Origin of the sequence: Streptomyces sp. NPDC048248, assembly GCF_043201875.1 — a bacterium.
In the GTDB taxonomy this organism is placed as follows: domain Bacteria; phylum Actinomycetota; class Actinomycetes; order Streptomycetales; family Streptomycetaceae; genus Streptomyces.
The window spans coordinates 102,832-127,442 of sequence record NZ_JBICZL010000016.1 but is presented as its reverse complement, the minus strand read 5'-3'; the positions used below and the strand labels follow the sequence as shown (position 1 = coordinate 127,442).

Annotated in this window: 20 protein-coding genes and 1 tRNA gene; 13 read left to right on the top strand and 8 right to left on the bottom strand. The window is 70.4% G+C overall.

What is annotated here, in order from left to right; all coding sequences use genetic code 11:
* Positions 1–72: 72 nt before the first annotated feature.
* The 9 genes from ACGFZW_RS30675 (at position 73) to ACGFZW_RS30635 (ending at position 11,013) form a co-directional block, all read left to right on the top strand.
* Positions 73–1,314, top strand: a complete 1,242-nt coding sequence (locus tag ACGFZW_RS30675) for a DNA polymerase III subunit delta' (protein ID WP_393896576.1) — start codon at positions 73–75, stop codon at positions 1,312–1,314.
* Between the two features lie 123 nt (positions 1,315–1,437).
* Positions 1,438–3,036 carry an alpha/beta hydrolase gene (locus tag ACGFZW_RS30670; protein WP_393896521.1) on the top strand — a complete coding sequence of 533 codons (1,599 nt, stop codon included), beginning with the start codon at positions 1,438–1,440 and terminating at the stop codon, positions 3,034–3,036.
* A 103-nt stretch (positions 3,037–3,139) separates the two neighbouring features.
* Positions 3,140–3,213, top strand: a tRNA-Thr gene (locus ACGFZW_RS30665).
* A gap of 882 nt (positions 3,214–4,095) precedes the next feature.
* Positions 4,096–5,706, top strand: a complete 1,611-nt coding sequence (locus tag ACGFZW_RS30660; protein WP_393896520.1) for an MDR family MFS transporter — start codon at positions 4,096–4,098, stop codon at positions 5,704–5,706.
* A gap of 69 nt (positions 5,707–5,775) precedes the next feature.
* A complete protein-coding gene (locus tag ACGFZW_RS30655; protein ID WP_393896519.1) occupies positions 5,776–6,624 on the top strand; it encodes an SDR family oxidoreductase in 849 nt (282 codons plus the stop codon).
* 33 nt (positions 6,625–6,657) lie between these two features.
* Entirely contained in the window at positions 6,658–6,834 is a 177-nt protein-coding gene (locus ACGFZW_RS30650) for a hypothetical protein (RefSeq protein ID WP_393896518.1), read from the top strand.
* A complete protein-coding gene (rfbB, locus tag ACGFZW_RS30645; protein WP_393896517.1) occupies positions 6,831–7,814 on the top strand; it encodes a dTDP-glucose 4,6-dehydratase in 984 nt (327 codons plus the stop codon). The genes ACGFZW_RS30650 and rfbB overlap by 4 nt, the downstream gene beginning before the upstream one ends.
* 625 nt (positions 7,815–8,439) lie before the next feature.
* Entirely contained in the window at positions 8,440–9,354 is a 915-nt protein-coding gene (locus ACGFZW_RS30640; RefSeq protein ID WP_393896516.1) for a diiron oxygenase, read from the top strand.
* 9 nt (positions 9,355–9,363) lie between these two features.
* Positions 9,364–11,013, top strand: a complete 1,650-nt coding sequence (locus tag ACGFZW_RS30635; RefSeq protein ID WP_393896515.1) for an FAD-dependent oxidoreductase — start codon at positions 9,364–9,366, stop codon at positions 11,011–11,013.
* Between the two features lie 36 nt (positions 11,014–11,049).
* Here the strand turns inward: ACGFZW_RS30635 and ACGFZW_RS30630 are convergent, their stop codons facing one another.
* The 4 genes from ACGFZW_RS30630 to ACGFZW_RS30615 all read right to left on the bottom strand — a co-directional run bounded on the left by ACGFZW_RS30630 (position 11,050) and on the right by ACGFZW_RS30615 (position 15,357).
* The gene (locus ACGFZW_RS30630; RefSeq protein WP_393896514.1) at positions 11,050–11,931 is read right to left on the bottom strand and encodes a carbohydrate ABC transporter permease; all 882 of its coding nucleotides are present in this window, start codon (positions 11,929–11,931) and stop codon (positions 11,050–11,052) included.
* Positions 11,928–12,839: a carbohydrate ABC transporter permease gene (locus tag ACGFZW_RS30625; protein WP_393896513.1), complete on the bottom strand. Its 912-nt coding sequence runs from the start codon at positions 12,837–12,839 to the stop codon at positions 11,928–11,930. Before ACGFZW_RS30625 ends, ACGFZW_RS30630 begins: the two co-directional genes overlap by 4 nt.
* 125 nt (positions 12,840–12,964) lie before the next feature.
* A complete protein-coding gene (locus ACGFZW_RS30620) occupies positions 12,965–14,401 on the bottom strand; it encodes an ABC transporter substrate-binding protein (protein ID WP_393896512.1) in 1,437 nt (478 codons plus the stop codon).
* On the bottom strand, positions 14,398–15,357 hold the full coding sequence (locus ACGFZW_RS30615) for a GNAT family N-acetyltransferase (RefSeq protein WP_393896511.1): 960 nt from the start codon (positions 15,355–15,357) through the stop codon (positions 14,398–14,400). The genes ACGFZW_RS30620 and ACGFZW_RS30615 overlap by 4 nt, the downstream gene beginning before the upstream one ends.
* 353 nt (positions 15,358–15,710) lie before the next feature.
* Between ACGFZW_RS30615 and ACGFZW_RS30610 the strand changes: the two genes are divergently transcribed.
* Positions 15,711–16,592, top strand: coding sequence for a glycerophosphodiester phosphodiesterase (locus ACGFZW_RS30610; protein WP_393896510.1), 882 nt, complete (start codon positions 15,711–15,713; stop codon positions 16,590–16,592).
* 280 nt (positions 16,593–16,872) lie between these two features.
* Positions 16,873–18,180 carry an acyltransferase family protein gene (locus ACGFZW_RS30605; protein WP_393896509.1) on the top strand — a complete coding sequence of 436 codons (1,308 nt, stop codon included), beginning with the start codon at positions 16,873–16,875 and terminating at the stop codon, positions 18,178–18,180.
* Between the two features lie 114 nt (positions 18,181–18,294).
* Here the strand turns inward: ACGFZW_RS30605 and ACGFZW_RS30600 are convergent, their stop codons facing one another.
* From ACGFZW_RS30600 to ACGFZW_RS30585, 4 genes are all read right to left on the bottom strand, one after another.
* A complete protein-coding gene (locus ACGFZW_RS30600; RefSeq protein WP_393896575.1) occupies positions 18,295–18,687 on the bottom strand; it encodes a RidA family protein in 393 nt (130 codons plus the stop codon).
* 392 nt (positions 18,688–19,079) lie between these two features.
* Positions 19,080–20,063 carry an alpha/beta hydrolase gene (locus ACGFZW_RS30595; RefSeq protein ID WP_393896508.1) on the bottom strand — a complete coding sequence of 328 codons (984 nt, stop codon included), beginning with the start codon at positions 20,061–20,063 and terminating at the stop codon, positions 19,080–19,082.
* A gap of 378 nt (positions 20,064–20,441) precedes the next feature.
* Positions 20,442–22,121 carry a bifunctional 3'-5' exonuclease/DNA polymerase gene (locus ACGFZW_RS30590; protein WP_393896507.1) on the bottom strand — a complete coding sequence of 560 codons (1,680 nt, stop codon included), beginning with the start codon at positions 22,119–22,121 and terminating at the stop codon, positions 20,442–20,444.
* Positions 22,122–22,225: 104 nt separating this feature from the next.
* Complete coding sequence (locus tag ACGFZW_RS30585; protein ID WP_393896506.1) at positions 22,226–23,356, bottom strand: winged helix DNA-binding domain-containing protein; 1,131 nt, start codon at positions 23,354–23,356, stop codon at positions 22,226–22,228.
* A gap of 238 nt (positions 23,357–23,594) precedes the next feature.
* Here ACGFZW_RS30585 and ACGFZW_RS30580 point away from each other — a divergent pair, with 238 nt between their 5' ends.
* Together ACGFZW_RS30580 and ACGFZW_RS30575 are read left to right on the top strand one after the other, a co-directional pair.
* Positions 23,595–23,849 (top strand): chaplin, encoded by a 255-nt coding sequence (locus tag ACGFZW_RS30580; protein ID WP_393896505.1) that lies wholly within the window; start codon positions 23,595–23,597, stop codon positions 23,847–23,849.
* Positions 23,850–24,298: 449 nt separating this feature from the next.
* A complete protein-coding gene (locus tag ACGFZW_RS30575; protein ID WP_393896574.1) occupies positions 24,299–24,532 on the top strand; it encodes a chaplin in 234 nt (77 codons plus the stop codon).
* Positions 24,533–24,611: the final 79 nt, after the last annotated feature.

Here is a 24,611-nt window from a genome sequence, read left to right as displayed (position 1 = left end):
ACGCATCACACGCAGGACATGCCGTACGCCATACGGGCGGCATGGAGCGACACGGACAGGACGGCGGCAGCGATGGCGGTATGGGACGACGTGGTCGGGCAGGACCAGGTGACCGAGCGGCTCGCCGCGGCCGCGCGCGACGCCGACGCCATCGTGTCCACCGACAGCGCCGCGGCCGCCGCGCCGCGCGGTTCCCAGGTGGCGGAAGAGCAGTCGGGCGCCTCGCAGATGACCCACGCCTGGCTGTTCACGGGGCCGCCCGGATCCGGCAGGTCCACCGCCGCCCGTGCCTTCGCCGCCGCACTGCAGTGCGTCAGCCCGGACCGCGCGCTCGGCGGAGCCCCCGGCTGCGGCTTCTGCGACGGCTGTCACACCGCCCTGGTCGGCACCCATGCCGATGTCGAGATCGTCCGGACGGATCTGCTGTCCATCGGCGTCAAGGAGACCCGTGATCTGGTCCGCCGCTCCTCCCTCTCCCCGGCCGGCGGCCGCTGGCAGGTGATCGTCCTGGAGGACGCCGACCGCCTCACCGAAGGCGCGGGCAACGTCCTGCTCAAAGCCATCGAGGAGCCCGCGCCCCGCACGGTCTGGCTGCTGTGCGCCCCCTCCATCGAGGACGTCCTGCCCACCATCCGCTCCCGCTGCCGCCTGCTCACCCTGCGTACCCCGCCGGTCAGCGCGGTCGCCGACGTCCTGGTCCGCCGGGACGGCATCCCGCCGGAGGCCGCCGCCCTCGCCGCGCGCGCCACCCAGGGGCACATCGGCCGGGCCCGCCGCCTCGCCACGGACGAGCGCGCCCGTGCCCGCCGCGCGGCGGTGCTCAAGCTGCCCCTGCGCATCGACGACATCGGCGGCTGCCTCAAGGCCGCCCAGGAGCTGATCGACGCCGCGGGGGAGGACGCCAAGCAGGTCGCGGAGGAGGTCGACACCAAGGAGACCGAGGAACTGCGTGCCGCGCTCGGCGCCGCCTCCGGCACGGGCGGGCGGATGCCGCGCGGCACGGCCGGTGTCATGAAGGAGCTCCAGGACAAGCAGAAGCGCCGCTCCACCAGGACCCAGCGCGACAGCCTCGACCTGGCCCTGATCGACCTGACCGGCTTCTACCGCGATGTGCTCGCCCTCCAGATGGGCGCCTCGGTGCCCATCGCCAACGACGAGGTCCGCGACAGCATCCAGCGCGTCGCCGGCGGCTCGACCCCGGAGCGCACGCTGCGCCGGATAGAAGCCGTGATCGCCTGCCGGGGCGCCCTGGACCGCAACGTGGCGCCCCTGCTCGCGGTCGAAGCCATGACCGCCGCCCTCCGCGCAGGCTGACCGCTCTCTCCGTAGCGTCCGCCCCTCAGCCCTCTCCTTTCGCCCCTCCCACGCCTCCCCGTCGCCATCTCCGATGCCATCGCCGCCGAAGCCGAACCAGGTACCGAGACCGAGGGACCACCCATGGCCACCAGCCGTCCGCTCCGCACCATCGCCGTCGTTTTCGCGGCGACCGCCCTGCTGATCTCCGGCTGCTCGTCGGGGAGTTCCTCACCCGACGAGGAGGCGTCGCCCGGCCGCGGATCGGAGGCCGGAGCGGGCCGCACCGACCCGGGCGGCGCGTCCGCCACTCTCGCCCCGCTCCCCAGCGCCACCCCGGCCAACCTCCGCCCCTACTACGACCAGAAGCTGAGCTGGCACGGATGCGGGGTCTCCGGCTTCGAATGCGCCACGATGAAGGTGCCCCTGGACTACCGCGAGCCCGGCGCGGACACCGACATCAAGGTCGCGGTGGCCCGTAAGAAGGCCACCGGCCCCGGCAAGCGGATCGGCTCGCTGATGGTCAACCCGGGCGGCCCGGGCGGCTCGGCGATCGACTACCTCCAGCAGTACGCACCCCAGCCCGCGGCGGTCCGCGCGCGCTACGACATGGTGGCGATGGACCCGCGCGGCGTCGCCCGCAGCGAACCCGTCAAGTGCCTGTCCGACAAGCAGATGGACAGCTACACCCAGACCGACCAGACCCCCGACTCGCAGGCCGAGGTCGGCAAGCTGACGCACGCCTACCGCGACTTCGCCGACGGCTGCCGATCCCGCTCCGGCAAGGTGCTCGGGCATGTCTCGACGGTCGAGGCGGCGCGCGACACGGACGTGCTGCGCGCGGTCCTCGGCGACGAGAAGCTCAACTACGTCGGCGCCTCCTACGGCACCTTCCTCGGCGCGACGTACGCCGGCCTCTTCCCCTCCCGCTCCGGCCGCCTCGTCCTGGACGGCGCGATGAATCCTGCGCTGGACGCACGCACCAACAACACCGACCAGAGCGCGGGTTTCAACACGGCCTTCACCGCGTTCGCCGCGGACTGCGTGAAGCGGAGCGACTGCCCCCTCGGCACCAAGAGCGTCGAGGACGCCGGCAAGCAGCTCTCCGCCCTCTTCAAGAAGCTGGACGCGCACCCGGTCGAGACCGGCGAGGCCCGCCCGCTCACGGAGTCCCTCGCCACGACCGGCGTGATCGCCGCGATGTACGACGAAGGCGCCTGGTCCGTCCTGCGCGAATACCTCGCCCAGGCCGAGAGCGGCGACGGCCGCGGCCTGCTCATGCTGTCCGACAGCTACTACGAGCGCGACCCGGACGGCTCCTACGCCAACCAGATGTACGCCAACGCCGCTGTCAACTGCCTCGACCTGCCGCCGGCCTTCACCACGACCCAGCAGGCCCGCGCGGCCATCCCCGCCTTCCGCAAGACCTCCCCGGTCTTCGGCGACAACTTCGCCTGGGCCGCCCTGAACTGCGCCTACTGGTCGGTCAAGGCCACCGGCAAGCCCCACCGCATCGAGGCCAAGGGCGCCGACCCGATCGTCGTCGTGGGCACCACCCGCGACCCGGCCACCCCGTACGCCTGGGCCGAGGGCCTGGCCGACCAGCTCTCCAGCGCCACCCTCCTGACCTACGACGGCGACGGCCACACCGCCTACGGCCGCGGCAGCGACTGCATCGACACCGCGATCAACACCTACCTCCTCGAAGGCACCCCGCCACCCAAGAACAAGCGCTGCGAGTGACCTGCACCACACTCGCCCGTCAGGCCCGCCGCCCACCCCTGACCAGCCCTTAAACCGGTGTCAAAGCACCCCCTGCCGATGTGTAGACTAGGCCGCGCACCACGCCGCCTTAGCTCAGTTGGCCAGAGCAACGCACTCGTAATGCGTAGGTCTCGGGTTCGAATCCCGAAGGCGGCTCTGTGGAAGCCCCAGGACTCACTCGCCGTGACCTGGGGCTTTTGCTTTTGCTGGACGCGGCGGCGCAGCCGGGCGCGGGCCGCGCGGCGGTCTTCAGTCTCAGTTCTGGTCTCAGTTGCGGGTGTGGGCTCGGGGCGAGGAAGGAACACGTCCCCCATCCGGCGCATCGCATCCTTCGAGAGGTGCGATCGCCCCTTCACGCAGCGACGCGTCTGGCGGATCTGCGTGTGCCGAAGAACCTCCATGATCGTGGGCATTTCCACAGCGGGGTGTACCCGAGGCCGACCTCAGTGCGACGCTGCGCGAAATGGCGTCGGAGGTGCTGGGTGAGCGCTCCCGCGTCGAGCTGGTCGCCCTTGGTCCTGAGGACCACTCCTGGGGACGAAGCCTCGGTCTTCGGCTGGCGGACTATGACGTAGGGCTGCCGGACCTGCTGTTGTGCGCAGACCGGCGCGGTCTTCCGCGGCAGGTGCAGGCGAGCTGTCCGACTCTGAGCAGGACGAGTGAGACGCCGCCGCCAAAGTCACCGGACTGGCTCTCCTGGCCTTCGAGGGCGAGTCGGCCCGTGGGGGCAGGCAACGTCCAGTCTGGCCGCCCTGCTAGCGCCCCGCCCGGGCCCTCCGCTACCGTGTTCGGCATCCGTAATCGAGACAGAGGAAGTGACGAGTAGCAAAGACGAATCACGAGGAACCGTGATCAGCACATGTGCTGGCGTCTGATCAACGGTTGAGAGGGCCGCAAGAGGCCGGAGTCGGACGAGATCCGACCACCCCATTCTCCGCTGCTGATGACAGGCAGCGTTCTTCATCGACTTCGTTTGCGTACTCCCACTTCGAGCGGTGCCCCTCGCACGGCATCGTTCCGCGATTACGAGGATTCCTCATGGCTTCCCCTTCAGCCGAGCCTGCCCTCGGCACGCCCGCGGCACCGGCTTCGCCCGCCAGGACCAACGCGGTGGTCCTCACTCTCATGGTGGCGGTCTTCCTCTCCCTGCTCGACTCCCAGATCGTCGCCACCGCACTGCCCCGCGTCGTCGGTGACCTGGGCGGACTGGACCGGTTCGCCTGGGTCACCACGGGCTACCTCATCGGCGGCAGCGCCACCGTCCCGGTCTACGGCAAGCTCGGTGACCTGTTCGGACGCAAGCGCGTCTTCATGGCCTCCATCGTCGTGTTCCTCCTCGGGTCGGCGCTCTGCGGGCTCGCCCAGACGATGAGTCAGCTCATCACCTTCCGCGTCATCCAGGGAGTGGGCAGCGGCGGGCTGTTCATCTGCGTCCTCGCCCTCATCGGCGAGATGTTCTCCCCACGGGAGGGCGCGCGCTACTACGGCTGGTTCTCCCTCACCTTCGGCGCCGCTTCGCTCGCCGGGCCCACCATTGGCGGCGTGCTGACCGAACTCGCCAACTGGCGCTGGGTGTTCTTCGTCAATCTGCCACTCGGCGCCGCGGTCCTGGTCATCGTCTCCTCGATGCTGCGCCTTCCCGCACAGGCCAGGAAGAAGGCCCGCATCGACTACGCAGGGGTCCTCCTTCTCGTCGCCGCGATCGTCGCCCTGAACCTCCTCACCGGCTGGGCAGGCGTCAAGTACTCCTGGAGTTCGCCGGTCATCCTGGGCCTCGCCGTCGGATCCGCCCTGGCGGTGGCCCTGTTCATCCTGTCGCAGCGCCGCGCGGTGGACCCCGTCATCCCGCTGCGGCTCTTCGCCGACCAGACCTTCACCATCGTCGTCATCCTCGGCTTCATCGCCGGCTTCGTCGGCCTCGGCCTGATCAACTATCTGGTCCTGTGGCTGCAGAGCGTCCTCGGCCTGGACGTGCAGAAGTCCGGCTACATCTTGACCGCGATGATGCTCGGCGTTGTGGTGACCTCGTGGACCAGCGCCAAGGTCATCGGGCACACCGCCTCCTACCGCTGGTTCCCGGTGCTCAGCATGGTGGTGTTCGCCGTCGCCGCCGTGTTGTTCTCCAGGGCCGGTCCCGGGACGAGCGTCGGCCTCGCGATCGTGTACGTCCTGCTCTTCGGGATCGCCGGCGGTCTCAACTCCCAGGCGCTGACCCTCGCCGCCCGCAACACCGCGAGCATGCAGGACATCGGCTCCGTACAGGGCACCGCCACCCTCATGCGGCAACTGGGCACGGGGCTCGGTGTCTCGTTCTTCGCCGCTTTGATGAACGCGCGTCTGGGCAACGGCCTCACGGAGCGCCTCGGCAACGAATCCGGCTTTCACATCGACAAGGACGGCTCGCTCGCGCCCGAGGTGCTCCGCCGTCTCTCCGAGTCCGTCCGCCTCGAAGTCGCCGAGATCTACGCGGACTCGCTCCGTGGGGTCTTCCACGCGGTGATCCCGATCGTCCTCGCCGGACTCGTGGCGGCGCTCTTCCTCAAGGACGTCAAACTCTCCGGCGGTCACGGCCATGGCGATGCCGAGCCGGAGCAGTCCGGTGACGACGCCGTCGGCGACTCCCCGTCCGCTGCTCGCGGCGAATCCTGACACACCCCTTTCACCCAGCGGACTTCCGGCACGGCCCCGTCGTGCCGCCCATCCCAAGGAGATCCACGCATGATTCTGGTAACCGGCGCCACCGGCAATGTCGGCAGCGAACTCGTCGCCCAACTCGCCGCCGAGGGCGTACCCGTGCGGGCCATGACCCGCTCACCCGAGAAGGCCCAGTTCCCCGCCGGCGTCGAAGTGGTCGCCGGCGACTTCGACAAGCCCGAGACGCTGCCCGCCGCCCTGGCAGGCGTCGACCGCGTCTTCGTCGTCCCGCCGGGCTACGGCCCCGAGGGCCCGGTCCAGGAGCGCACCCTCGTCGCCGCTGCCCGCGAGGCCGGTGTCAAGCATCTGGTCAAGCTCTCCACCAGCGGCGTCGGCTTCGGCGCCACCGACCCGCTGACCTCCGGCCACCGCCAGGGCGAGCAGGTCGTCCAGGAGTCCGGTCCGGAGTGGACCATCCTGCGTCCCGGCACCTTCATGGTCTACCTCTACGGCTACGCCGGCACCATCGGCGAGGAGCGGACCATCTACGTGACCGAGGGCGACCCGGTCTCCGCCATGATCCACCCGCGCGACATCGCCTCCGTCGCCGCCAAGGTCCTCACCACCTCCGGTCACGAGGGCCAGGCCTACACGCTCACCGGCGGTGAGGCGCTCAGCTCGCAGCGCCAGGGTGAGATCGTCGGCGAGGCCCTCGGCCAGGAAGTCAAGGTCGTCGAGCGCACCAGGGCCGAGACGCAGGCGGAGTTCGACCGCCTGGGCTGGGGCGGCCCCCGCCTCGAGGCCCTGCTGGAGCTCAAGCGTCAGTCGGCCGCCTGGGACTGGAAGATCTCCGACGCCGTCGAGAAGATCACCGGCAAGGCGCCGCTGACCCTGCGCGACTGGGTCGAGGAGAACATCCACATCTTCGGCTGAGCCGAGGCCACTGCTCGGCCCGGCCTCCGAGCAGTGCGCGAGAATCGAGTTCTCGATGTTCTCGGACGGCTACTCCTCCAATATCCCGGTGTCCGCCGGCTGGAGATCTCCCTCGTGGGCAGGGACGTGCAGAGCATCCCGGCGCCCCGGACCCGTGCGGCGCACCGTCACCTCCTCGGCGACTACAGCAAGGTGCAGATCTCCTCATGACGAACAGGATCCTGGTAACCGGAGGAGCCGGCTTCATCGGCTCGCACTACGTCCGCACGCTGCTCGGCGCCACCGGCCCCGGCGACGTCCGCGTCACCGTTCTCGACAAGCTCACGTACGCCGGGAACCCAGCCAATCTCGACGCGGTGCGCGACCGCCCCGGGTTCGCCTTCCGGCGCGGCGGCATCGGCGACGCCGCCCTGGTGGACGATCTGGTCGCCGAACACGACCAGATCGTCCACTTCGCGGCGGAGACCCACGTCGACCGTTCGATCACCGGTGCCGCCCCCTTCGTGCGGACGAACGTCCTGGGTACGCAGGTCCTCCTCGACGCGGCCGCCCGACACGGCAGCACCTTCGTCCACATCTCCACCGACGAGGTGTACGGCTCCGTGGACCACGCCTGCCTCGAAACGGAGCCGCTGCACCCGACGTCCCCGTATTCGGCCTCGAAGGCAGCGGCCGATCTGCTCGTCCTGGCGTACCACCACACCCACGGCCTGGACACGCGGATCCTGCGCTGCACCAACAACTTCGGGCACCACCAGTTTCCGGAGAAGGTCATTCCGCTCTTCGTCACCAACCTTCTCCAGCACCGCAAGGTGCCGCTGTACGGCGACGGGCTCCACGTCCGGGAATGGCAGCACATCGATGACCACGTACGAGGCATCGAACTCGTACGGGCCAAGGGCAGGCCGGGCGAGATCTACAACGTCGGCGGCGGCATGGAGCTGTCGAACCGGGAGCTGACCCAGCGGCTGCTCGCCGCCTGCGGAGCCGACTGGGAGATGGTCGATTTCGTCCCTGACCGTAAGGGGCACGACAGGCGCTACTCCGTCGACTACACCAAGATCCGTACGGAGCTGGGGTACCGGCCGGAGCGGGACTTCGATGAGGCCCTGGCCGAGACCGTCGCCTGGTACCGCGGGAACCGAGCCTGGTGGGAGCCGCTGCGCGTGCACGACATAGCCGCCGGCTGACCCCTGCTCAACAGGGAGCCGTACGTCCTCAACGGGATGTTCGCCGCCGTCGCGCCGCCCGCGTCCACCCCTGCCGATCCGAGGCACAGGCACGGGCCTCCGGCCCTTCGGACCGCCATTCAACGCGCGGAGACCCTGGAGTGGAACGCGAAATTCTTACTGAGGGGTAGGCCCGCCCGGGGCGCTTGTTATACGGTCCGTCTAACAAGAGAGGGCGGGTGGTTGGCCTCTCAGTGGTCCACCGGAGGTGTCGATCATGGCGGTCACGAAGACGCCTGCGCTGACCTGCAGCGTTACGGCGGATGAGGATGCTCCACCACGTCTGTTCGCGCCACCCGTGCGGCCCGGTACGCCCTGACCTGGCCTGACATCGCCGCGTGTCGTGACGCGCGGTCGGCGTCGATCCGGTAGGGCGCGCACGGAATGACCTGACGGCCGCGGCCACGAGCCGCGCACCTTCCGGGTCGCGACCGCCGGGCGCCGCGGCCCACCCCCGAGCAAGGCGCCCCCCCCGCAACGCCCCCCACGCAACAGCGCACTGCCTCAACGCACCAGCAAGAGACACGGCACAGAGCACACGGCACAGAGAACAAGGAACAGCCCACTCGATTCGAGGAGCCGCATCATGGCAAGCAGCCCCGTTCGGCCGGAGACGCAGGACCGGCTTCACGAGCACGTCGTCGCCCAGCGGTTGCTCGACTCGGCCGCGACGCTGTCGTACGACCCGGCCACGGAGGTGGACTGGGAAACGCCCCTGGACAAGAACTTCCACGGCGCGAGCCCGGAGTGGAGCACGCTGTACGGCACGGCGTACTGGGGTGAGCTGACGGAGGCGCAGCGCAAGGAGTTGACGCGGCAGGAGGCCGCGTCGGTTGCCAGCACCGGCATCTGGTTCGAGATGATCCTGCAGCAGATGGTGCTGCGTGACATCTACGCGAAGGACCCCACCGAGGCCGAGTTCCAGTGGGCGCTCACGGAGGTCGCCGAGGAGTGCCGGCACTCGATCATGTTCGCTCGGGGTGCCCGAAAACTCGGCGCGCCGGCCTACCGCCCGCACCGTTTCGCGATCGAACTCGGCCGTGCCTTCAAGGCAGTTGCGTTCGGCGAGGCCGCGTACGCCGCGATCCTGGTCGCCGAGGAGGTCCTCGACGTCATGCAGCGCGACTGGATGCGCGACGAGCGGGTCGTGCCCTTCGTCCGCACCATCAACAACATTCATGTCGTCGAGGAGTCCCGGCACATGAAATTCGCCCGCGACGAGACGCTCAAGCGGCTGAAGAAGGCGGGCTGGGTACGACGTCAGATCCATGCCTTCGTGATCGCGATCGCCTCCTACGTCATCGTCACCAGCATGGTGAACAAGGGCGTCTACGCGAACGCCGGGCTCGACCGAAGGCGCGCCCTCGACGAGGCGCGGACCAACGAACATCACAAGTCGATGATGCGGTCGAGCTGTTCGGGCCTTATGGACTTCCTGGCCTCGGCCCGCCTGCTGACCAAGCCAGCGCTGTTTTTCTACAAGCGCGCGAACCTGATCTGAGCCGGGGCCATGACCTACGCCATCACCCAGACCTGCTGCAGCGACGCCACCTGCGTCGCCGTATGCCCGGTGAACTGCATCCACCCGACGCCGCAGGAGCGGGCGTTCGGCAGTACGGAGATGCTCTACGTCGACCCGAAGACCTGCATCGACTGCGGGGCCTGCGCGGACGCCTGCCCGGTGGACGCGATCTTCCCTGTCGACAGCCTGTTCGGCCCGCAGAAGGAGTACGCCGAGATCAACGCGGCGTATTTCGACGAAGCGGAACCCGAGCCGGTCGGCGAAGGACCGAACTTCCACACCTGGAGCGAGCCGACGTTCGAGCGCAGCCTGCCGTCCGACTTCGCACCGATCAGGGTCGCGGTGGTCGGTACCGGCCCGGCCGGCATGTACGCAGCGGAGGACCTGCTGCTGCACACCAACGCCGAGGTGACGCTGGTCGACCGGCTGCCGGTGGCGGGCGGTCTCGTGCGGTACGGCGTGGCGCCGGATCACCCGGCGACCAAGAAGGTCGGCGAGACCTTCGCGCGGTTCCACACGCACCCCCGGGTGCGGATGCACCTGGGCCTGGAAGTGGGCCGGGACATCACCGCGGAGGAACTCTCCGCGCATCACGACGCGGTCATCTATGCCGTGGGTGCCTCCGCCGACCGCCGGCTCGGGATTCCGGGGGAGGACCTGGCCGGCAGCATCTCGGCGACCACGTTCGTCTCCTGGTACAACGCTCACCCGGAGGTCGCGCCGGACACCATCGACCTGTCCACCGAGCGGGTCGTAGTGGTCGGCAACGGCAACGTCGCCCTCGACGTCGCCCGCATCCTGGTCTCGGACCCGGAGACCCTGGCCGGCACCGACATCGCCGACCACGCCCTGGCGGCACTGCGCGCGAGCAAGGTGCGCGAGGTGGTGCTGCTCGGTCGGCGCGGTCCCGAGGACGCGGCGTACACCCGGCCCGAACTCCTCGCCCTCAAGCACCTGGCCGGCGTGCAATTGGTTGTGGACGACCACGATCCGCGGATCGGTGCGGCGATCGACGCGGCGGGACCGAAGGACAAAGCCGCCGTCCTGCAAGGGGTGAACCGTGCCCGGGAGGACTGGTCGGTCGCGCCCGCGCCGGGGCGGCGCATCGTCTTCCGCTTCCATTCCACGCCCGTGGAGGCGCTCGGCGATGCACCCGTGAGCGCCGTACGCATCACGGGGGCCTCGGGGGAGGTGGAGATGCCGGCCGGCCTGCTGCTGCGGGCGATCGGATACCGCGGCGCGCCGGTAGCCGGGTTGCCGTTCGACGAGGCCACCGGCACCGTCCCGCACGAGCGGGGCCGAGTGACGGGCCGGCCGGGGGCGTACGTCGTGGGCTGGATCAAGCGCGGTCCCTCGGGCGGCATCGGCGCCAACCGGACCTGCGCCGCCGAGACGGTCGGCACGTTGCTCGCCGACGCCGTCGCGGGCTCGCTGCCCGCGCCGACGGGCGCGCCGAACGCGTTCCGCAGGCTCGCGCGGCGCCGCAACCGCCATCTCGTCGACGCCCGTGGCCTGGCCGCCATCAACCGGGCCGAGGTGGCCCGAGGACGCAGCGACGGCCGCCCGCGGGTCAAACTGGCCACGGTCCGCCAGCTGGTGTCGACGGCGCGCGGCAACCGCTGGCGGGTGCCGCGCTGAGCCCCTCCCGGGTCGCGAGGATGCAGCACCCCGGGCTCACTTGAGGCCGCTGAGCATGACCCCCCGGATGTAGTGCTTCTGCAGCAGCAGGAAGAGCATCAGGATCGGCAGGATGCTCAGCACGAGTCCGGCCATCATGACCGGCACCATGCGATCGGGGTCGAGGTAGCTCTGCAGCATCTGGATGCCGACGGGCAGCGTCATCAGCTGCGGGTTCGCGGTGGAGACCAGGAGTGCCCAGATGTATTCGTTCCAGGCGTTGACGAAGGTGAGCAGCGCGAGGGTGACGGCGACGGGTTTGGTCTGCGGGGCGACGATCCGCCACCACACGGCGAATTCCCCGGCGCCGTCGATCCGGGCCGCCTCCAGCATCTCGTCCGGAATGGAGATCATGAACTGCCGCATCAGGAAGATCCCGAATCCGGAGACCAGAAAGGGCATGACGAGTGCGGCGAGGCTGACCGTGAGGCCCGCTCCGCCGCGGCCGAGGACATCGTTCCCACCGGCTCCCGGCCAGTGCACCAGGATCAGGAAATGCGGGATGAAGAAGATGAACGGCGGAAACATCATCGTTGACAGGACCACCCGGAAGATCAGCTCACGACCCGGAAAGCGCAGCTTGGCCAGGGCGTATCCGGCGAGTGAGGAGGTCATGAGGATGGAGCCGGTGATCAGCGCGGTGGCGATGACGCTGTTGCGGAACAGCAGCGGCAGGTTCAATTGCCGCATGGCGGCCCGGTAGTTCGAGAATTCGAAGGCTTCGGGGAGGAAGCGGTAGGGCAGCCTGCCGTATTCTCCCGGGCCTTTGAACGAGGTCAGCAGCATGTCGAGGAACGGCACGACGGTCAGCACGGCGCCGATGGCCACCAGCGTGTAGGACGCCCAGGGGAAGCGCACCCGGGCCGTCCGCGGGCTCACGCCTCCGCCCCTTTCCGGCGGAACAGCCACAGTTGCACCACGGTGCTGACCGCGATCACCAGGAACAGGACGAACGCCGCGGCGCCGGCCAGTCCCCAGTCGCCGTACTGGAATGCCTGCTGATACATCTCCAGGGCCGCGACGTTGGTGGCATCACCCGGACCACCGTCCCCGGTCATGACGTTGATCAGGGCGAACGACTGCAATCCGGTGATGAATTGGGTGATGCACACGAACAGCAGGGAGGGGCGCAGCAACGGCAGCGTGATCTTCCGGAAGAGCGTGAACTTGTCCGCGCCGTCCAGCTCCGCGGCCTCGTAATAGACCTCGGGAATCGATTTCAGGCCCGCGGTGAGAATGAGGATCGCGGTGCCGATGGACGCCCATGCCTGGACGACGACGACGGACGGCAGGGCGGTGTCGGGGTCCTGCAGAAAGGCGAAGGACGGCATGCCGAGCCCGTTGAGCACGCCGTTGATCAGTCCGCCGGGTTCGTACATGTACTTCCACACGTTTCCGACGGCGACCACCGTGGTCACGATCGGCAGGAAATACAGGGTGCGCCACAGCCCCTGGAAGCGCAGATTGTTGATGCAGTTGGCGACCAGCAGCGAGCCGGAGAGGGCGATCGCCACGGTGCCGATCGCGTACAGCAAGGTGTTGGTCAGGATGGGCGTCAGGAAGGTCGAGCCGCCGGCGAAGAGGTCGGTGAAGTTGTCCAGGCCGACGGGGTCGATGTCGGTGAGGTCGAACCCGGCCCACCGCGACTGCGAGAGCAGGACGGCGAACAGCAGCGGCAGGGCGAGGAAGACCGTGAAGAACAGCAGGGTGGGGGTCAGGAACAGGTAGGCGACGACGGTCTGCCGCCGCCGTGCCGCCCGGACCGGACCGCCTTCGGCGGAAGCCATACGGCATCACCTCTCTGGAGCATCGGTGTTCGCGGGTGGTGGGGTCGGGTCCCGGGGGGCTCGCCGGCTGCGTCGGCTGAAGGTCGACCGACGGCAGCTGCCGGCCGAAGGCGGTACGGCACCGGTCAGCCGGGCCGGGAAAGCTCCTGGTCGACCTGCCGGGAGGTGATCCGCAGGGCCTCGTCGACGGACCGGTGGCCCGTCCACACCGCCTCGATGTTCTTCCGCAGCAGCGATTTCGCCTTCTGCGCGCGCGGCCCGTTCGGCTCCGGGACGGCGTAGTGCAGCGCGTCCAGGAACGGCCCGAGGTTCGGGTCGCTGCCGCTGCCCTTCCCCAGCAGGGCCTGCATGTCGTCCGCGCGTCCGGTCATCGAGCCCACCGACACCTGGAGCGCGCTCATCCGCGTCACCGCGACCTGCCTGGACGTGCCACCGCCGGCTCGGGCGGGCGCCGTGCCGGTGTTGAGCCAGCGCAGAAATTCCCAGGCTTCGTCCGGGTGCCTGCTCCGGGTGTTCACGCCGAGCAGGAAGCCGGTGGCGAGGGTGCCGCGGTCCGCCGGGGTGAGGCCCGGCACCGGGGCCGTCCCGACATCGCGGTAGCCCTTGCCCATCACGCTGCGCAGGCTCCCCGTCCACCAGCCCCCGTTGATCGCCATCGCCACCTGCCCGGACGGAAACGCCTTGAAGAGCGCGATGGCGGAGTCACTGGCCCGCCGGGCGATCAGCCGCCGCTCCAGGTCGAGCACTTCCCGCCCGACCGGGGAGCCGATGGCGGCCCGCCGGCCGTCCGGGGTGAGGAAGGTGCCCCCGCGGGCGGCCAGCATCGCCAGCGTCTGGCCCACCACCGTGGAGTCGTCGGCCCGGGACAGCCCGAACCCCTGCACCAGGGTGTTGCCGTGACGGTCCCGCCGCGCGGTGCGGTAGGCGGTCTCCTCCAGCTCCCGCAACGTGCGCGGCGGCCCGTGGAGTCCGGCCTTCCGCAGCAGCCGCTTGTTGTAGTAGAGCGCGTACGTCTGCACCTCGGTGGGATAGCCGTAGACCGTGCCGTTCACCGACGACGCGGTGACGGCGGCGGGGGAGAATTCCCGGCGGATCTGCCGTGCGGCGTCGGGCGGCGCCGGCCGCAGCACCCGCGCCTGTGCCAGCTGCCCCGTCCACAGGCAGTACGGATGGAGGATGTCGGCCCCCTGGCCCGCGGCCTGACGGACCATGTACGTGGTCAGCAGGTCGGTGAATTTCACCGCGGTGGTCCGGACCTTCACCCGGTCGTGCGTGGCGTTCCATGCATCGACCGCCCCTTGCAGGGCCGACTTCAGCGGGTCGCTCGCGTAGTGCGAAAGGACCGTCAGCACGACCGGTTTGCCGGTCCTGCCGTGCGCGGCGCGCCCGAAGCCGCCGCCGGCACCCGACGCGGATTCGTCCGGCGCACCGCACCCGGCCGCGGCAAGCAGCCCGCCCGCGGCGCCCACGGCGAACGCCCGGCGCCTCATCGCGCCACCCGCCACGCCCTGCCCGTCACCCGGCGCCTCGTCCTCGTCCCGGGCTGCCTCATGTGGTCTCACGTGGCCTCACGCCTCATCACCTCGAACGTGCGGGTCGTACGGAATCCGGCCGCGCGATAGAGGTGGCCCGCGGGGCTCTGCTCGCCGGTCCACAGAAACCACGCCCCGTGGGCGCCGTGCGCCCGCATCCGCTCCAGCGTCCGGTGCAGCAGTACCTTCCCCAGTCCCGTACCGCGCTGCTCCGGCCGTACGCCGAACGGGCCGAACCGCTCGGCCAACGCGTCGTACGCGCCGTGCATGGCCCAGCCCGCCATCTGACCGGCCGGCTCGCGCGCGATGACCACGTGGTCGAGCGGCGTCCCGGTGGACAGGCACCGTCGGATCGTGCGCGCCCAGTCGGGGTTGAACTCGGTGGCCGCCAGGCGGACCAGGTCCACCAGGTCGTCGTCGGACGGTGTGCCGAAGCGGTAGCCCTGCGCCACCAGACTCTCCTCGTGCCGCCGCACCTCCTCAGGGACGCGGTAGCCGACCAGGGTGCGGTCCATGGCGGCCGCCTCGTAGCGGACCCGGAAGCCGAGGCTCTCCAGGAGCCCGGCCGCCTGCGGGTACGCCTCGCGGTCCAGGCCGGGGAGCACGTAATGGGGGGCGTACGCGGCGAAGTCGACGCGGCGGCGCCCGTGCCCGCGCAGCCAGTCGAGGGCGTCGGTGAGCAGGCGGCGGCCGACGCCGTTGCCGCGCACGGAGGGGTCCACGAAGAAGAACGGGAGCCAGCCCTGGTCCGGCTCCAGGTCGGTGCCCGCCATCGGGACGAGTCGGCGGACGGCGTAGGCGGCGCCCACCACCCGCCCGTCGTGGACGGCCACCCGCAGCCCGTCCGGGTCGAAATTGGGGTCGAGGAGCACCTGGGCGCGGAAGCGGGCCGCGGTGATCGGATCGCCCGGGGCGCTGCGGCACCAGGCGGTCAGCAGCGAGGGTCCGTCACCGGGGCGGAAGGGGCGTACGGAAGGACAGACCATCGGATCTCCTGGCATGGCCGTGCGTCACCGGCGAAGGGGCGACCGGTCCTCGCCGGTGACGCAGCGATAGCAACAATTTACCGACAGTGTCCGCCTGTGCCCCGTCGCGACGCCCGGACACGGCGCACTCGGATGGGCGGCAGCCACCGCGCTCGCCATCGGACCTCGCTGACCTGCGAAGACCCGGCAGCCGAGGCGTTCGGCGGACCGCCGGCCGGGGCACGTCCGCGTGGCGGGGGCGGCTGGATGGAGGCATCGTGAGCTGACAGCGCACTCCTGGACGCGGGAAGGGCCTGAGGGGACGTACGGGACGCAGGCCGCCGCGTCTGCGGGAGCGACCAGGAGGCTGCCGCATGGTCAGAGGGTCGATGCGGTTCGCCGCAGCAGGGGTCGCCTTCCTCGTCGCCGCCGCGGTGCCCTCCTCGGCCGTCGCGGCCGCGGAGGACGGCGCGTTCGTCGGCGTGATGAGCGGCGAGGGATACCGTCCGGCGGTGGGAGCGCCCCGGATGATCGCGCACCGCGGCGCGTCCCGGTACGCGCCGGAGAACACCCTCGCCGCGGTCGACGCGGCGCACGCCCGCAAACTCCTCTGGGTGGAGAACGACGTGCAGCGCACCAAGGACGGCGTACTGGTCGTGATGCACGACGCCACGCTGGCGCGGACCACGAACGCCGAAAAGCTGTTCCCCCGCCGGGCACCCTGGCGCGTGGCCGACTTCACGGCCGCGGAGATCGCCCGGCTGGACGCGGGCGGCTGGTTCGGGAAGCGGTTCGCGGGGGAGCGTGTGCCGACACTGACGGCTTTTTTGCGCCGGATGGATCACAACCGTCAGCGCTTGTTGCTGGAACTGAAAACGCCCCTCAGGTACCCGGGAATGGAGGCCCAGGTCGTCCGTGAACTGCGGCGAACCGGGTGGCTCGATCGTGCCCATGTGAGAAACCGGCTGGTCGTCCAGAGCTTCTGCGTGCGCTGCGTGGAAACCGTGCACAGACTGTCGCCGCAGGTCCGTACCGGGATTCTGGGAGCCCCCGCCGTGGACCGGCTGGCTCGCTACGCGCGGTTCGCCGACCAGATCAACCCACCGCTTTCGAAGGTGAGTTCGCGCTGGATCGCGGCCGTGCACCGGCTGCGGGGGCCCCACGGAAGGCCGTTGGAGGTCTACGCGTGGGACGTCGGCAACCGTGCCGGCGCGCGGTTGGCGTTGGGGCGCGGTATCGAAGGACTGATTGTCTAGATCTCGCCGGTAGCCTGTTTCGGACAGGCATATTGACCCGTACTTCGTTTCCGGGACGCGCCGCGTGAAGGATGTGTGTGCGCCACACGAGTGGCGTGTGGGCTCCGCCGGGCGGGGATTTACGGGATTCCCGTGGCGGGGCTAAGGTGCCTGAGATGTTCGACGCCGCCACACTCCCCGTAGAAGAACTAAGACGCAGGATTTGGCTTTTGGGTTCCGTCTTGAGGCCCGGTGCGGGCCCGCGTTCAGCTCCTCCCCTGGGTTCGTTCCGGGAGGGCCCTTGAAGAACGATTTTCCGGCGTACGGCGAGCGGCGGGTGCCCCTTCCCCCGCCGCGGCAGGTACCGCATGACGCATTGAGTCCGTCGGCCGCGATGCCCGGCGCGCAGCAGCCGGCGGCGCCGGCCGGAGCGACCGCGACGGCCACGATGACCGCGGTGCCCGCCGACGTCACCAAGACCAACCGGCCACCGGCGCAGGCGAACCGGGGCGGCGCTTCGCACGCCAAGCCCAAGGGCCACGGCAGGGGACGCGCCAAGGCGCCCACCGGGGCCGACGCCAAGGCCAAGCCGCGCGACGCGTTCTTCGACAACGCCAAGTACCTGGCCATCGTGCTGGTGGCGATGGGGCACAGCTGGGAGCCGCTGCGCGACGGCAGCCGGTCGGCGGCGGCCCTCTACATCACCGTCTACGCCTTCCACATGCCGGCGTTCATCATCATCTCCGGATATTTCTCGCGCAGTTTCGATATGCGCAAGGACCGGTTGCAGCGACTGGTCACCGGCGTCGCTGTCCCGTACGTCCTCTTCGAAGTGGCCTACACGCTCTTCAAGAGGTGGGCGGACGACGACCCGGGCTATCCGATCAGTCTCACCGATCCCTGGTACCTCACCTGGTTCCTGCTGGCGCTGTTCGTCTGGCGGCTGACCACCCCGCTGTGGAAGATCGTGCGCTGGCCGGTCCCGCTGGCGCTGGCCATCGCGGTACTCGCCTCCGTGTCACCCGACATCGGCGACGACATGGACCTCCAGCGCACGCTGCAGTTCCTGCCGTTCTTCGTGATCGGCCTGTGCCTGCGGCCGGAGCACTTCAAGCTGGTCCGCCGCCGGAAGGCACGGATCCTGGCGGTGCCGGTCTTCGCCCTCGCCCTGCTCTTCGCGTACTGGGCGGCGCCGCGCATGAACGCCGCCTGGTTCTACCACCGCGACAGCGCACAGGAGCTGGCGGCTCCCTGGTGGAGCGGCGCGGTGATGACCCTCGCGATGTTCGGCTGCTCCCTTGTGCTGGTGGCCTGCTTCTTCGCCTGGATCCCGGGCCGCACGATGTGGTGCACGGCGCTCGGCGCGGGCACCCTCTACGGCTACCTGCTGCACGGCTTCCTCGCCAAGGGCTCCCGCTTCTGGGACTGGTACGACAACCCGTGGATGCACACGCCCTGGGGCGCGGTCCTGCTGACGGTGATCGCCGGCACAGTGGTCACGGTGTTGTGCACACCACCGGTACAGCGCGCCTTCCGGTTCGCGATGGAACCCAAGATGACCTGGGCGTTCAAGAAGGACCCCGTCGGGGCGGCACGCGGCAGGAACTGAAGTCCCATGCGCGCGTGAGCGAGCGTTCGAGCAGTGCCAGGGGCACTCGCCCCACCGGGGAGCCGGTGGAGCGAGTGCCCCTGGTCTTTCGCGCTTCGGCCCCGCCGGACGGCCTCAGCGGACGACGGCGATCCCTTCGAGTTCGACCAGCGCCGTCTCGTCCCACAGACGCGTCGCGCCGATGACCGCCATGGCCGGGTAGTCACCGCCGACCAGGCGCTTCCACACCCGGCCGATGTCCGCCGCGTGCCGGCGGTAGTCGGCGATGTCCACGGCGAAGACGGTGAGTTTGGCGAGGTCGGAGGGGCCGGCGCCGGAGGCGGCCGCCACCTCCAGGAGGTTGCTCAGCGCCCGCTCGAACTGCTCCACGATGCCGGCGCCGACGATCCGGCCGGATCCGTCGAGGGCCGTCTGCCCGGCGAGGAAGACCATGGTGCCGGAGGCGGCGCGCACGGCGTGGCTGAACCCCGTCGGCGGAGCCAGATGGGGCGGGTTGATGCGCTCCAGATCGGAGCGGGGGCCCGGGGCCGGGCCGGTGTCCGGTCGCGAGCCCTCGCGGCCGCCGTGGTCGTCGGGCCCGTTCCGCCCGGCAGGTGTGCCGCCGGTGCCGCCCGCGTGGCCCGCGTTCCCCGCGCCGTTCTGCGTGCTCATGGCCGATGAGTCCCCTCTGTCGCCAAGTCGTATCGCACTCCGAGGGATTCAAGCGCGTCCTGATCCTCCCGGGGAAGCGGTTCGCCGGAGATGACGTGATCGAAGTCCCCGGCGACGCCAGTTCCCGGAGGTCCGGCGGCCTCACGCGGCCGGGCTCTTCCTGCGCGGAGACGTACGCGTGACGGGTCATCACCGCACCCTCGTCATCACCCTCAGAGGGAGCCACGGACCGGTCCCTCCGCCCCCCGCTACTCCACCTCCTGCTCGGCTGCCGCCGGGTACAGCGCCGTCCGCAGCTGCCCCGTCCAGTGCGCTGTCATCTCCCTCGCCACCCGGGTGCCGGGGGCGTACAGCTCGAAGCCGTGCCAGGCGCCGGGCACGTTGCGGACCGTGACGGCGACGCCCGCGTCCATCAGGCGCCGGGCGTAGGCCAGCCCGGCATCGCGCAGCGGATCGAGGTCGCAGACCAGGACGTAGGCCGGCGGTAGGCCCGACAGGTCGGTGGCCCGGGACGGCGCGGCGTACGCGTCCGCCTTGACGCCCTCGGGAAGGTAGTGGTCCCACACCGCCTGAACGGTCCGTGGGCTCGACACCCGCGAATCCGCCCCCGGTTGCTCCTTCGCCGCCTCGGCGCCCACGCGGTCGTCCAAATCGGGGACGCACAGCGACTGATAGGCGAGCGCCGGGCCGCCGCGATCGCGGGCCATCAGCGCGACGGCCGCGCTGAGGCCGCCGCCCGCGGATTTCCCCGTGACGGCGATCCGCTCGGGGTCGATACCGAGCGCCTCCGCCCGCCGCGCGGTCCATTCGAGGGCGAGGTAGCAGTCCTCCAGGCCGGCCGGGTAGCGGTGCTCGGGCGCGAGCCGGTATTCCACCGCGATGGTGACGGCGGGCAGTTGACGGCAGAGCGCGATGGCCGCACGGTCCTGGCCCGGCAGCGAACGCCCGATCGCGTATCCGCCGCCGTGGAAGTGCAGCACGCCGGGCAACGGCTTCCCCGGGGAGGACGCTTCCGGCCTGTACACCTCGACCGTCAGCGCGCTGCCGTCCGCCCGCGGAATGTCGAACCGCTCGCTGCGCACGCCGCTACGGTCTGCCGGATGCGCGGCGAGCATCGCTCTGAACCCCTCGCGGGTCCCCTCGATGTCCTCATACGGATCGGCGGACGGTGGCAACGAATCGAAAATCTCGGTGAGTTCAGGATGCACCTGCGGTGCGGGCCGGTTGGTCATGCGAATCCCCTCCTGGTCATCAGGGGCGTCGGCGTGGTGCCGTGCCGGCGTGGTGCCGGTCGCGCGTGAGGCGCCGCTGCCACGGCATCACCGCTTCCGCTGCCCCACCGCTTCCGCAACCCCTACCGTCCCCGTCGGTGCGCACCGAGGGCGCGTGGTCCGTCGGTGTCTCCTGACACGTACCCCCGCGTCGCACAAGCACCACTCGGCACAGGGTCCTCTCCTGTGTCACCCGCCACGCGGAAGGCCGTCCCGAGCTGCCACGCGATGCCCTCGGCACCGTGCACCGGCCCCGGCCAAGGACGCCGGCAGCCAACACGCCCGGCAACGCGAAGCAGCGATGGCACCCCGCGCCGCCGCCGACTGCCCACACCCGCTTCACTTCGCCTCCGCATAACAACCCACCACCGCAGTGGTGAACGGGAACCGGACCGGCGTTTCCCCGAAGGCGATCCGGCCCGCCGTCGCGGCCGCCGCCGCGATCGTCTCGGACACCGTCGCCGCTTCCTCCTCGGGGCAGTGCACGATCACCTCGTCGTGCTGGAAGAAGACCAGCTCGGCACGGAGGCCGGACTCGGACAGCGAGCGACGCAGTGCCGCCAGCACCAGCAGTGCCCAGTCGGCCGCACTGCCCTGGACGACGAAGTTGCGGGTGAAGCGCCCGCGCGCCCGGGCCGCCGAACCGCTGCCGTACCCCGTCGGAGGGTCCTCCTCCTGCGGCAGCCCGGCCTCGTCGGGCGCCGCCACGGACGCCGGCGGGCAGGTGCGCCCCAGCCAGGTGCGCACCAGCCGCCCCTCCTCGCCGGCCCGCGCCGCGTCGTCGACGTAGGCCACCGCGGCCGGATAGCGGCGGCGCAGGTCCGCCATGTGCTTGAGGGCGTCGCCCGAGGTCTGGCCGTAGATCGCGCCGAGCAGCGCGAGCTTGGCCTGGGCGCGGTCGCCGCCGAAGGCACGGGCCGCCAGATCCGCGTAGAGATCCTCGCCGCTGCCCGCGACGTCCATCAGGCCACGGTCCCGGGATACGGCCGCCAGCACCCGCGGCTCCATCTGATCGGCGTCCGCGACCACCAGACGCCACCCCGGGTCGGCGAGCACGGCCTGCCGGATCACCTTCGGGATCTGCAGTGCGCCACCGCCGTTCGTCGTCCAGCGGCCCGAGACCGTGCCGCCGGGGAGGTACTCGGGGCGGAACCGGCCGTCGTGCACCCACTGCTGGAGCCACGCCCACCCGTGCGCGGTGTGCAGGCGGTAGAGCGTCTTGTACTCCAGCAGCGGTGCCACCGCCGGGTGGTCGATCTGCTGCAGTTCCCATTTACGGGTCGAGGCGAGCGGGAAACCGGCGCGGGCGAAGGCCCTGATGATGTCGTTCGGCAGATCGGGACGCACCCGCGCGCCCGGCCCGAAGGCCCGGGACACCCTCTCCGCGAGCTCCGCCATCCGGCGTGGCTCCAGCCCGCCCGGATAGCGCTCACCCAGCAGCCCGTCCAGCAGCTTGCGGTGCACATCCGCCCGCCACGGCACCCCGGCCCGGTTCATCTCCGCGGCGACCAGCATGCCCGCGGACTCCGAGGCCAGCAGCAGGCGCATCCGCTCGGGGTGCTCAGTCCCGGCCGTGCGGGCCAGCTGCCCGGCGTACACCTCCAGCAGGGCCGTGAGTTCGTCCGTCCCCGGCGGCAGCGGCACAGGGCCGGGCGCGAACAGCGACGGTTGGGTCTCAGCGGCCCGAGCGGGAGCGTCCTGCGGCACGGGCAGAGCGTGCAGCCGCGCCCAGGCGGCGGCCAGCGACCGCGGCTGACCCGACTGCCCCTCCTCGTGCCCGATCAGCAGCGACTCGGCGGCCTCGACGTCGTAGCAGCGCTCGACGCGCACCCCGGAAGCCAGCAGCCGCCGGTAGATCTCCGAGGTGGACCGCCACACCCACCGCTCGACCTCGGGTCGCGCTCGCACCGCCTCGGCGAGTGAGGGCTCCTCCACCACCGGCCCCGCGGGCCGGCCGTCCGGGGCGAGCGGGCAGAGACGCGCACCCCCGTCGCCCGTCTCCGCCACCGCCCATCTCATGTCCCTGAGTCTTCCACCAGGGTCTGACAATGCCCCTGACCAGCACCTTCGGCACGCCGCGCGGCCCACGCGCCGCTTTGGCCCAACTCGGCGGCACGCCGACCTCACTCCGTTCGTACGGCGAGCGACCGCTCACGCCCCGTACAGCGGGCCAGATGCGCGGCCTCCGCCTCCAGACCGGCACGTGGCACCTCGCCGTGCTCGGCGAACAATGTCACCGCGACGCTCTCCTCCGTGAACTCCCACACACCGGCCACTCGGCCTTCGTGCACCACCACCGGTGAGATCCAGCCCGCCGTCCGGCTCACCGCCGTGCGTCGCCCGGCCTCGATCAGCCGGGTGTCGGCCGTGCCGGGCCCCAGGACGTACTGATCGAAGCCGGCCAACAGCCGTACCTCCCGCGACGGTTTCGCCCGCGTCAGCGCCTCGGCGTCCTCGCTCCGCACGAACGCGCCGCCCACGCCGTCGACCTCGACCCGCGTCAGCCGGTCCCCGAGCGAGGCGAACCAGCCGCGCAGAGTGGCCTTACCGGTCGCGCCGCGCAGCAGCCAGGCGTCGAACGCCAACGGATCGGCAGGGCCGTGCGCCCCGAGATAGGCGCCGATCACGTCGGCAGCCGCCTCCTCCGCGTCCGGCACGCCATGCCACCCGGGGACCCACGATCGCGGCGAGGTGAAGGTCACCTTCTGTCCCCGGGGAGGCCCCTGGCACAACCTCCCGGTCCACGCCAGCGGCTTCAGGACGGCGCTCCAGCCGGAGGCCAGCTGTTCCCCGAGCCCCTCCAGACCGCGGCGCGCGGCCACCGCATCGGTCAGCTCCTGACGGGTCAGCACCTCGCCGTCCAGGATGCCGTCCACGGCCTCGCCCAGCGCCTCCATCTTCCGGGGGCTCACCCCGAAGGCCTTCTGCCAGGAAGGCTTCTCCCAGCTCCGCGCAGCTCCCAAGAGCGCGAGATACGAGGCCACTTCGTCGGCAGGCAGCACATGCAGGGTGCCGCGCATCGCCCAGGTCTTGACCACGGAACGCGCCTCCAGGGCACGCCGCACCGCATCGGCGGACGGGTTCTTCCGCCGTGTCCCGACGGCCAGTTCGGCGGCGGAGGCGACCTGTGCCTGCACACCGGCCAGCCGCCCCACCAGCCGCTCGGGCGAGGCGGTCGTACGCGGCGCCAGGCTCTGCTGCCGCAGCCGCCAGGCCAGCACCTGTGCGTGCGTCACCTTCACCACGTCTTTCATGGCGTCATTGCACAGCACACCACTGACAGATGAGGCGAGCGCTCGTCCGTATTCCCGAGAGGGCGTGAGCAGTGTGGGCAGCCCGTTCACGACGAAAGCCCCATTTGCACCTTCCAGCACACGAGAAGCATGTTCACCCGAATGCGACCGCTACCTCCCGCTGACTTCATGCGTTGGGCAGATCGTCGCTCCAAGCGGCATGTAAAGACCCTGAAGCTGCTCAGTGAAGAGGTTCGCCGTGAAGTTTGTCTCCAAGGCCGTCGTCATGTCCGCCGCCGCGGGCATCGCTGTCGTGGGCGGGGCGGGCATCGCCGGCGCCACCACCGGCAAAAGCGGTGCCAGCGCGGTGGGCGGTGCTTCGCACTCCCCGGGTGTGATCTCGGGCAACGTCGTCCAGGTCCCGATCTCGGTGCCGATCAACGTCTGCGGTAACACCGCCAACCTCGTCGGGGCCCTCAACCCGGCGTTCGGCAACAAGTGCACCAACCGCTGATTCCCCTTCAGCGATCGAGGCCGTCCGCTGTCCGGTAGGCCTTCAGGGCCGGTACGGGTTCTCCGTACCGGCCCTTGCCGTGTCCGCGGCCACTCGCCGGCATCGGCAGACCGTCAAGCACGGGGGGCCGCCCGCGGATCCACCGCATCAGTGCGCGGTGGCGGCATCCCTTGCATTCCGCGTTTCCCATTGGGTGAGGATTCGCATTCGGTAGGGGCCGCCGTCCGTTCGAGGGGCACCGGTTTTTTTTGTGTCGTAGGCATGGCAAATCTCCCGGAGATGTCCTTGCGGCATTCGGGTGATCCTTCGCAAAGTCCGCCTCGCAATAGTTTCGCGGGCGAGCGGACGTCGTTACCAATCATGGCAGCGGAGTTACGGGCGAGCAGTCACGACGCCCGTGCGGCACGATGGTCGTGTTCGCTACGGACCCGCTGCAGGAAGGGCTGAAAGTGAAGTACGCAAAGGTCGCTGCGGTCGCTGCCGGTTCGCTCATGGTTGCGGGTGCCGCTGCGCCGGCGTTCGCCGACTCGGGTGCCAAGGCTTCTGCCAAGAAGTCGCCCGGTGTCATCTCCGGCAACGTCGTCCAGGTGCCGGTCCACGTGCCGGTCAACGTTTGCGGCAACACCGTGAATGTCCTCGCGCTGCTGAACCCCGCGTTCGGCAACAAGTGCGTCAACGACTGACTCACCACCAGCTGAGTCAATTCTTTCCGATCGGCCCCGGTGCACAGTTTGTGCGCCGGGGCCGATCGGCGTTCGAGTG

Bases quoted from the DNA above. Each gene is read 5' to 3' on its own strand.
- ACGFZW_RS30590 (WP_393896507.1), bottom strand. From the start codon at position 22,121: ATGAGATGGGCGGTGGCGGAGACGGGCGACGGGGGTGCGCGTCTCTGC.
- ACGFZW_RS30655 (WP_393896519.1), top strand. From the start codon at position 5,776: ATGATTCTGGTAACCGGCGCCACCGGCAATGTCGGCAGCGAACTCGTC.
- ACGFZW_RS30640 (WP_393896516.1), top strand. From the start codon at position 8,440: ATGGCAAGCAGCCCCGTTCGGCCGGAGACGCAGGACCGGCTTCACGAG.
- ACGFZW_RS30670 (WP_393896521.1), top strand. From the start codon at position 1,438: ATGGCCACCAGCCGTCCGCTCCGCACCATCGCCGTCGTTTTCGCGGCG.
- ACGFZW_RS30675 (WP_393896576.1), top strand. From the start codon at position 73: ATGGCGGTATGGGACGACGTGGTCGGGCAGGACCAGGTGACCGAGCGG.
- ACGFZW_RS30625 (WP_393896513.1), bottom strand. From the start codon at position 12,839: ATGGCTTCCGCCGAAGGCGGTCCGGTCCGGGCGGCACGGCGGCGGCAG.
- ACGFZW_RS30595 (WP_393896508.1), bottom strand. From the start codon at position 20,063: ATGACCAACCGGCCCGCACCGCAGGTGCATCCTGAACTCACCGAGATT.
- rfbB (WP_393896517.1), top strand. From the start codon at position 6,831: ATGACGAACAGGATCCTGGTAACCGGAGGAGCCGGCTTCATCGGCTCG.
- ACGFZW_RS30585 (WP_393896506.1), bottom strand. From the start codon at position 23,356: ATGAAAGACGTGGTGAAGGTGACGCACGCACAGGTGCTGGCCTGGCGG.
- ACGFZW_RS30615 (WP_393896511.1), bottom strand. From the start codon at position 15,357: ATGGTCTGTCCTTCCGTACGCCCCTTCCGCCCCGGTGACGGACCCTCG.
- ACGFZW_RS30660 (WP_393896520.1), top strand. From the start codon at position 4,096: ATGGCTTCCCCTTCAGCCGAGCCTGCCCTCGGCACGCCCGCGGCACCG.
- ACGFZW_RS30610 (WP_393896510.1), top strand. From the start codon at position 15,711: ATGGTCAGAGGGTCGATGCGGTTCGCCGCAGCAGGGGTCGCCTTCCTC.
- ACGFZW_RS30635 (WP_393896515.1), top strand. From the start codon at position 9,364: ATGACCTACGCCATCACCCAGACCTGCTGCAGCGACGCCACCTGCGTC.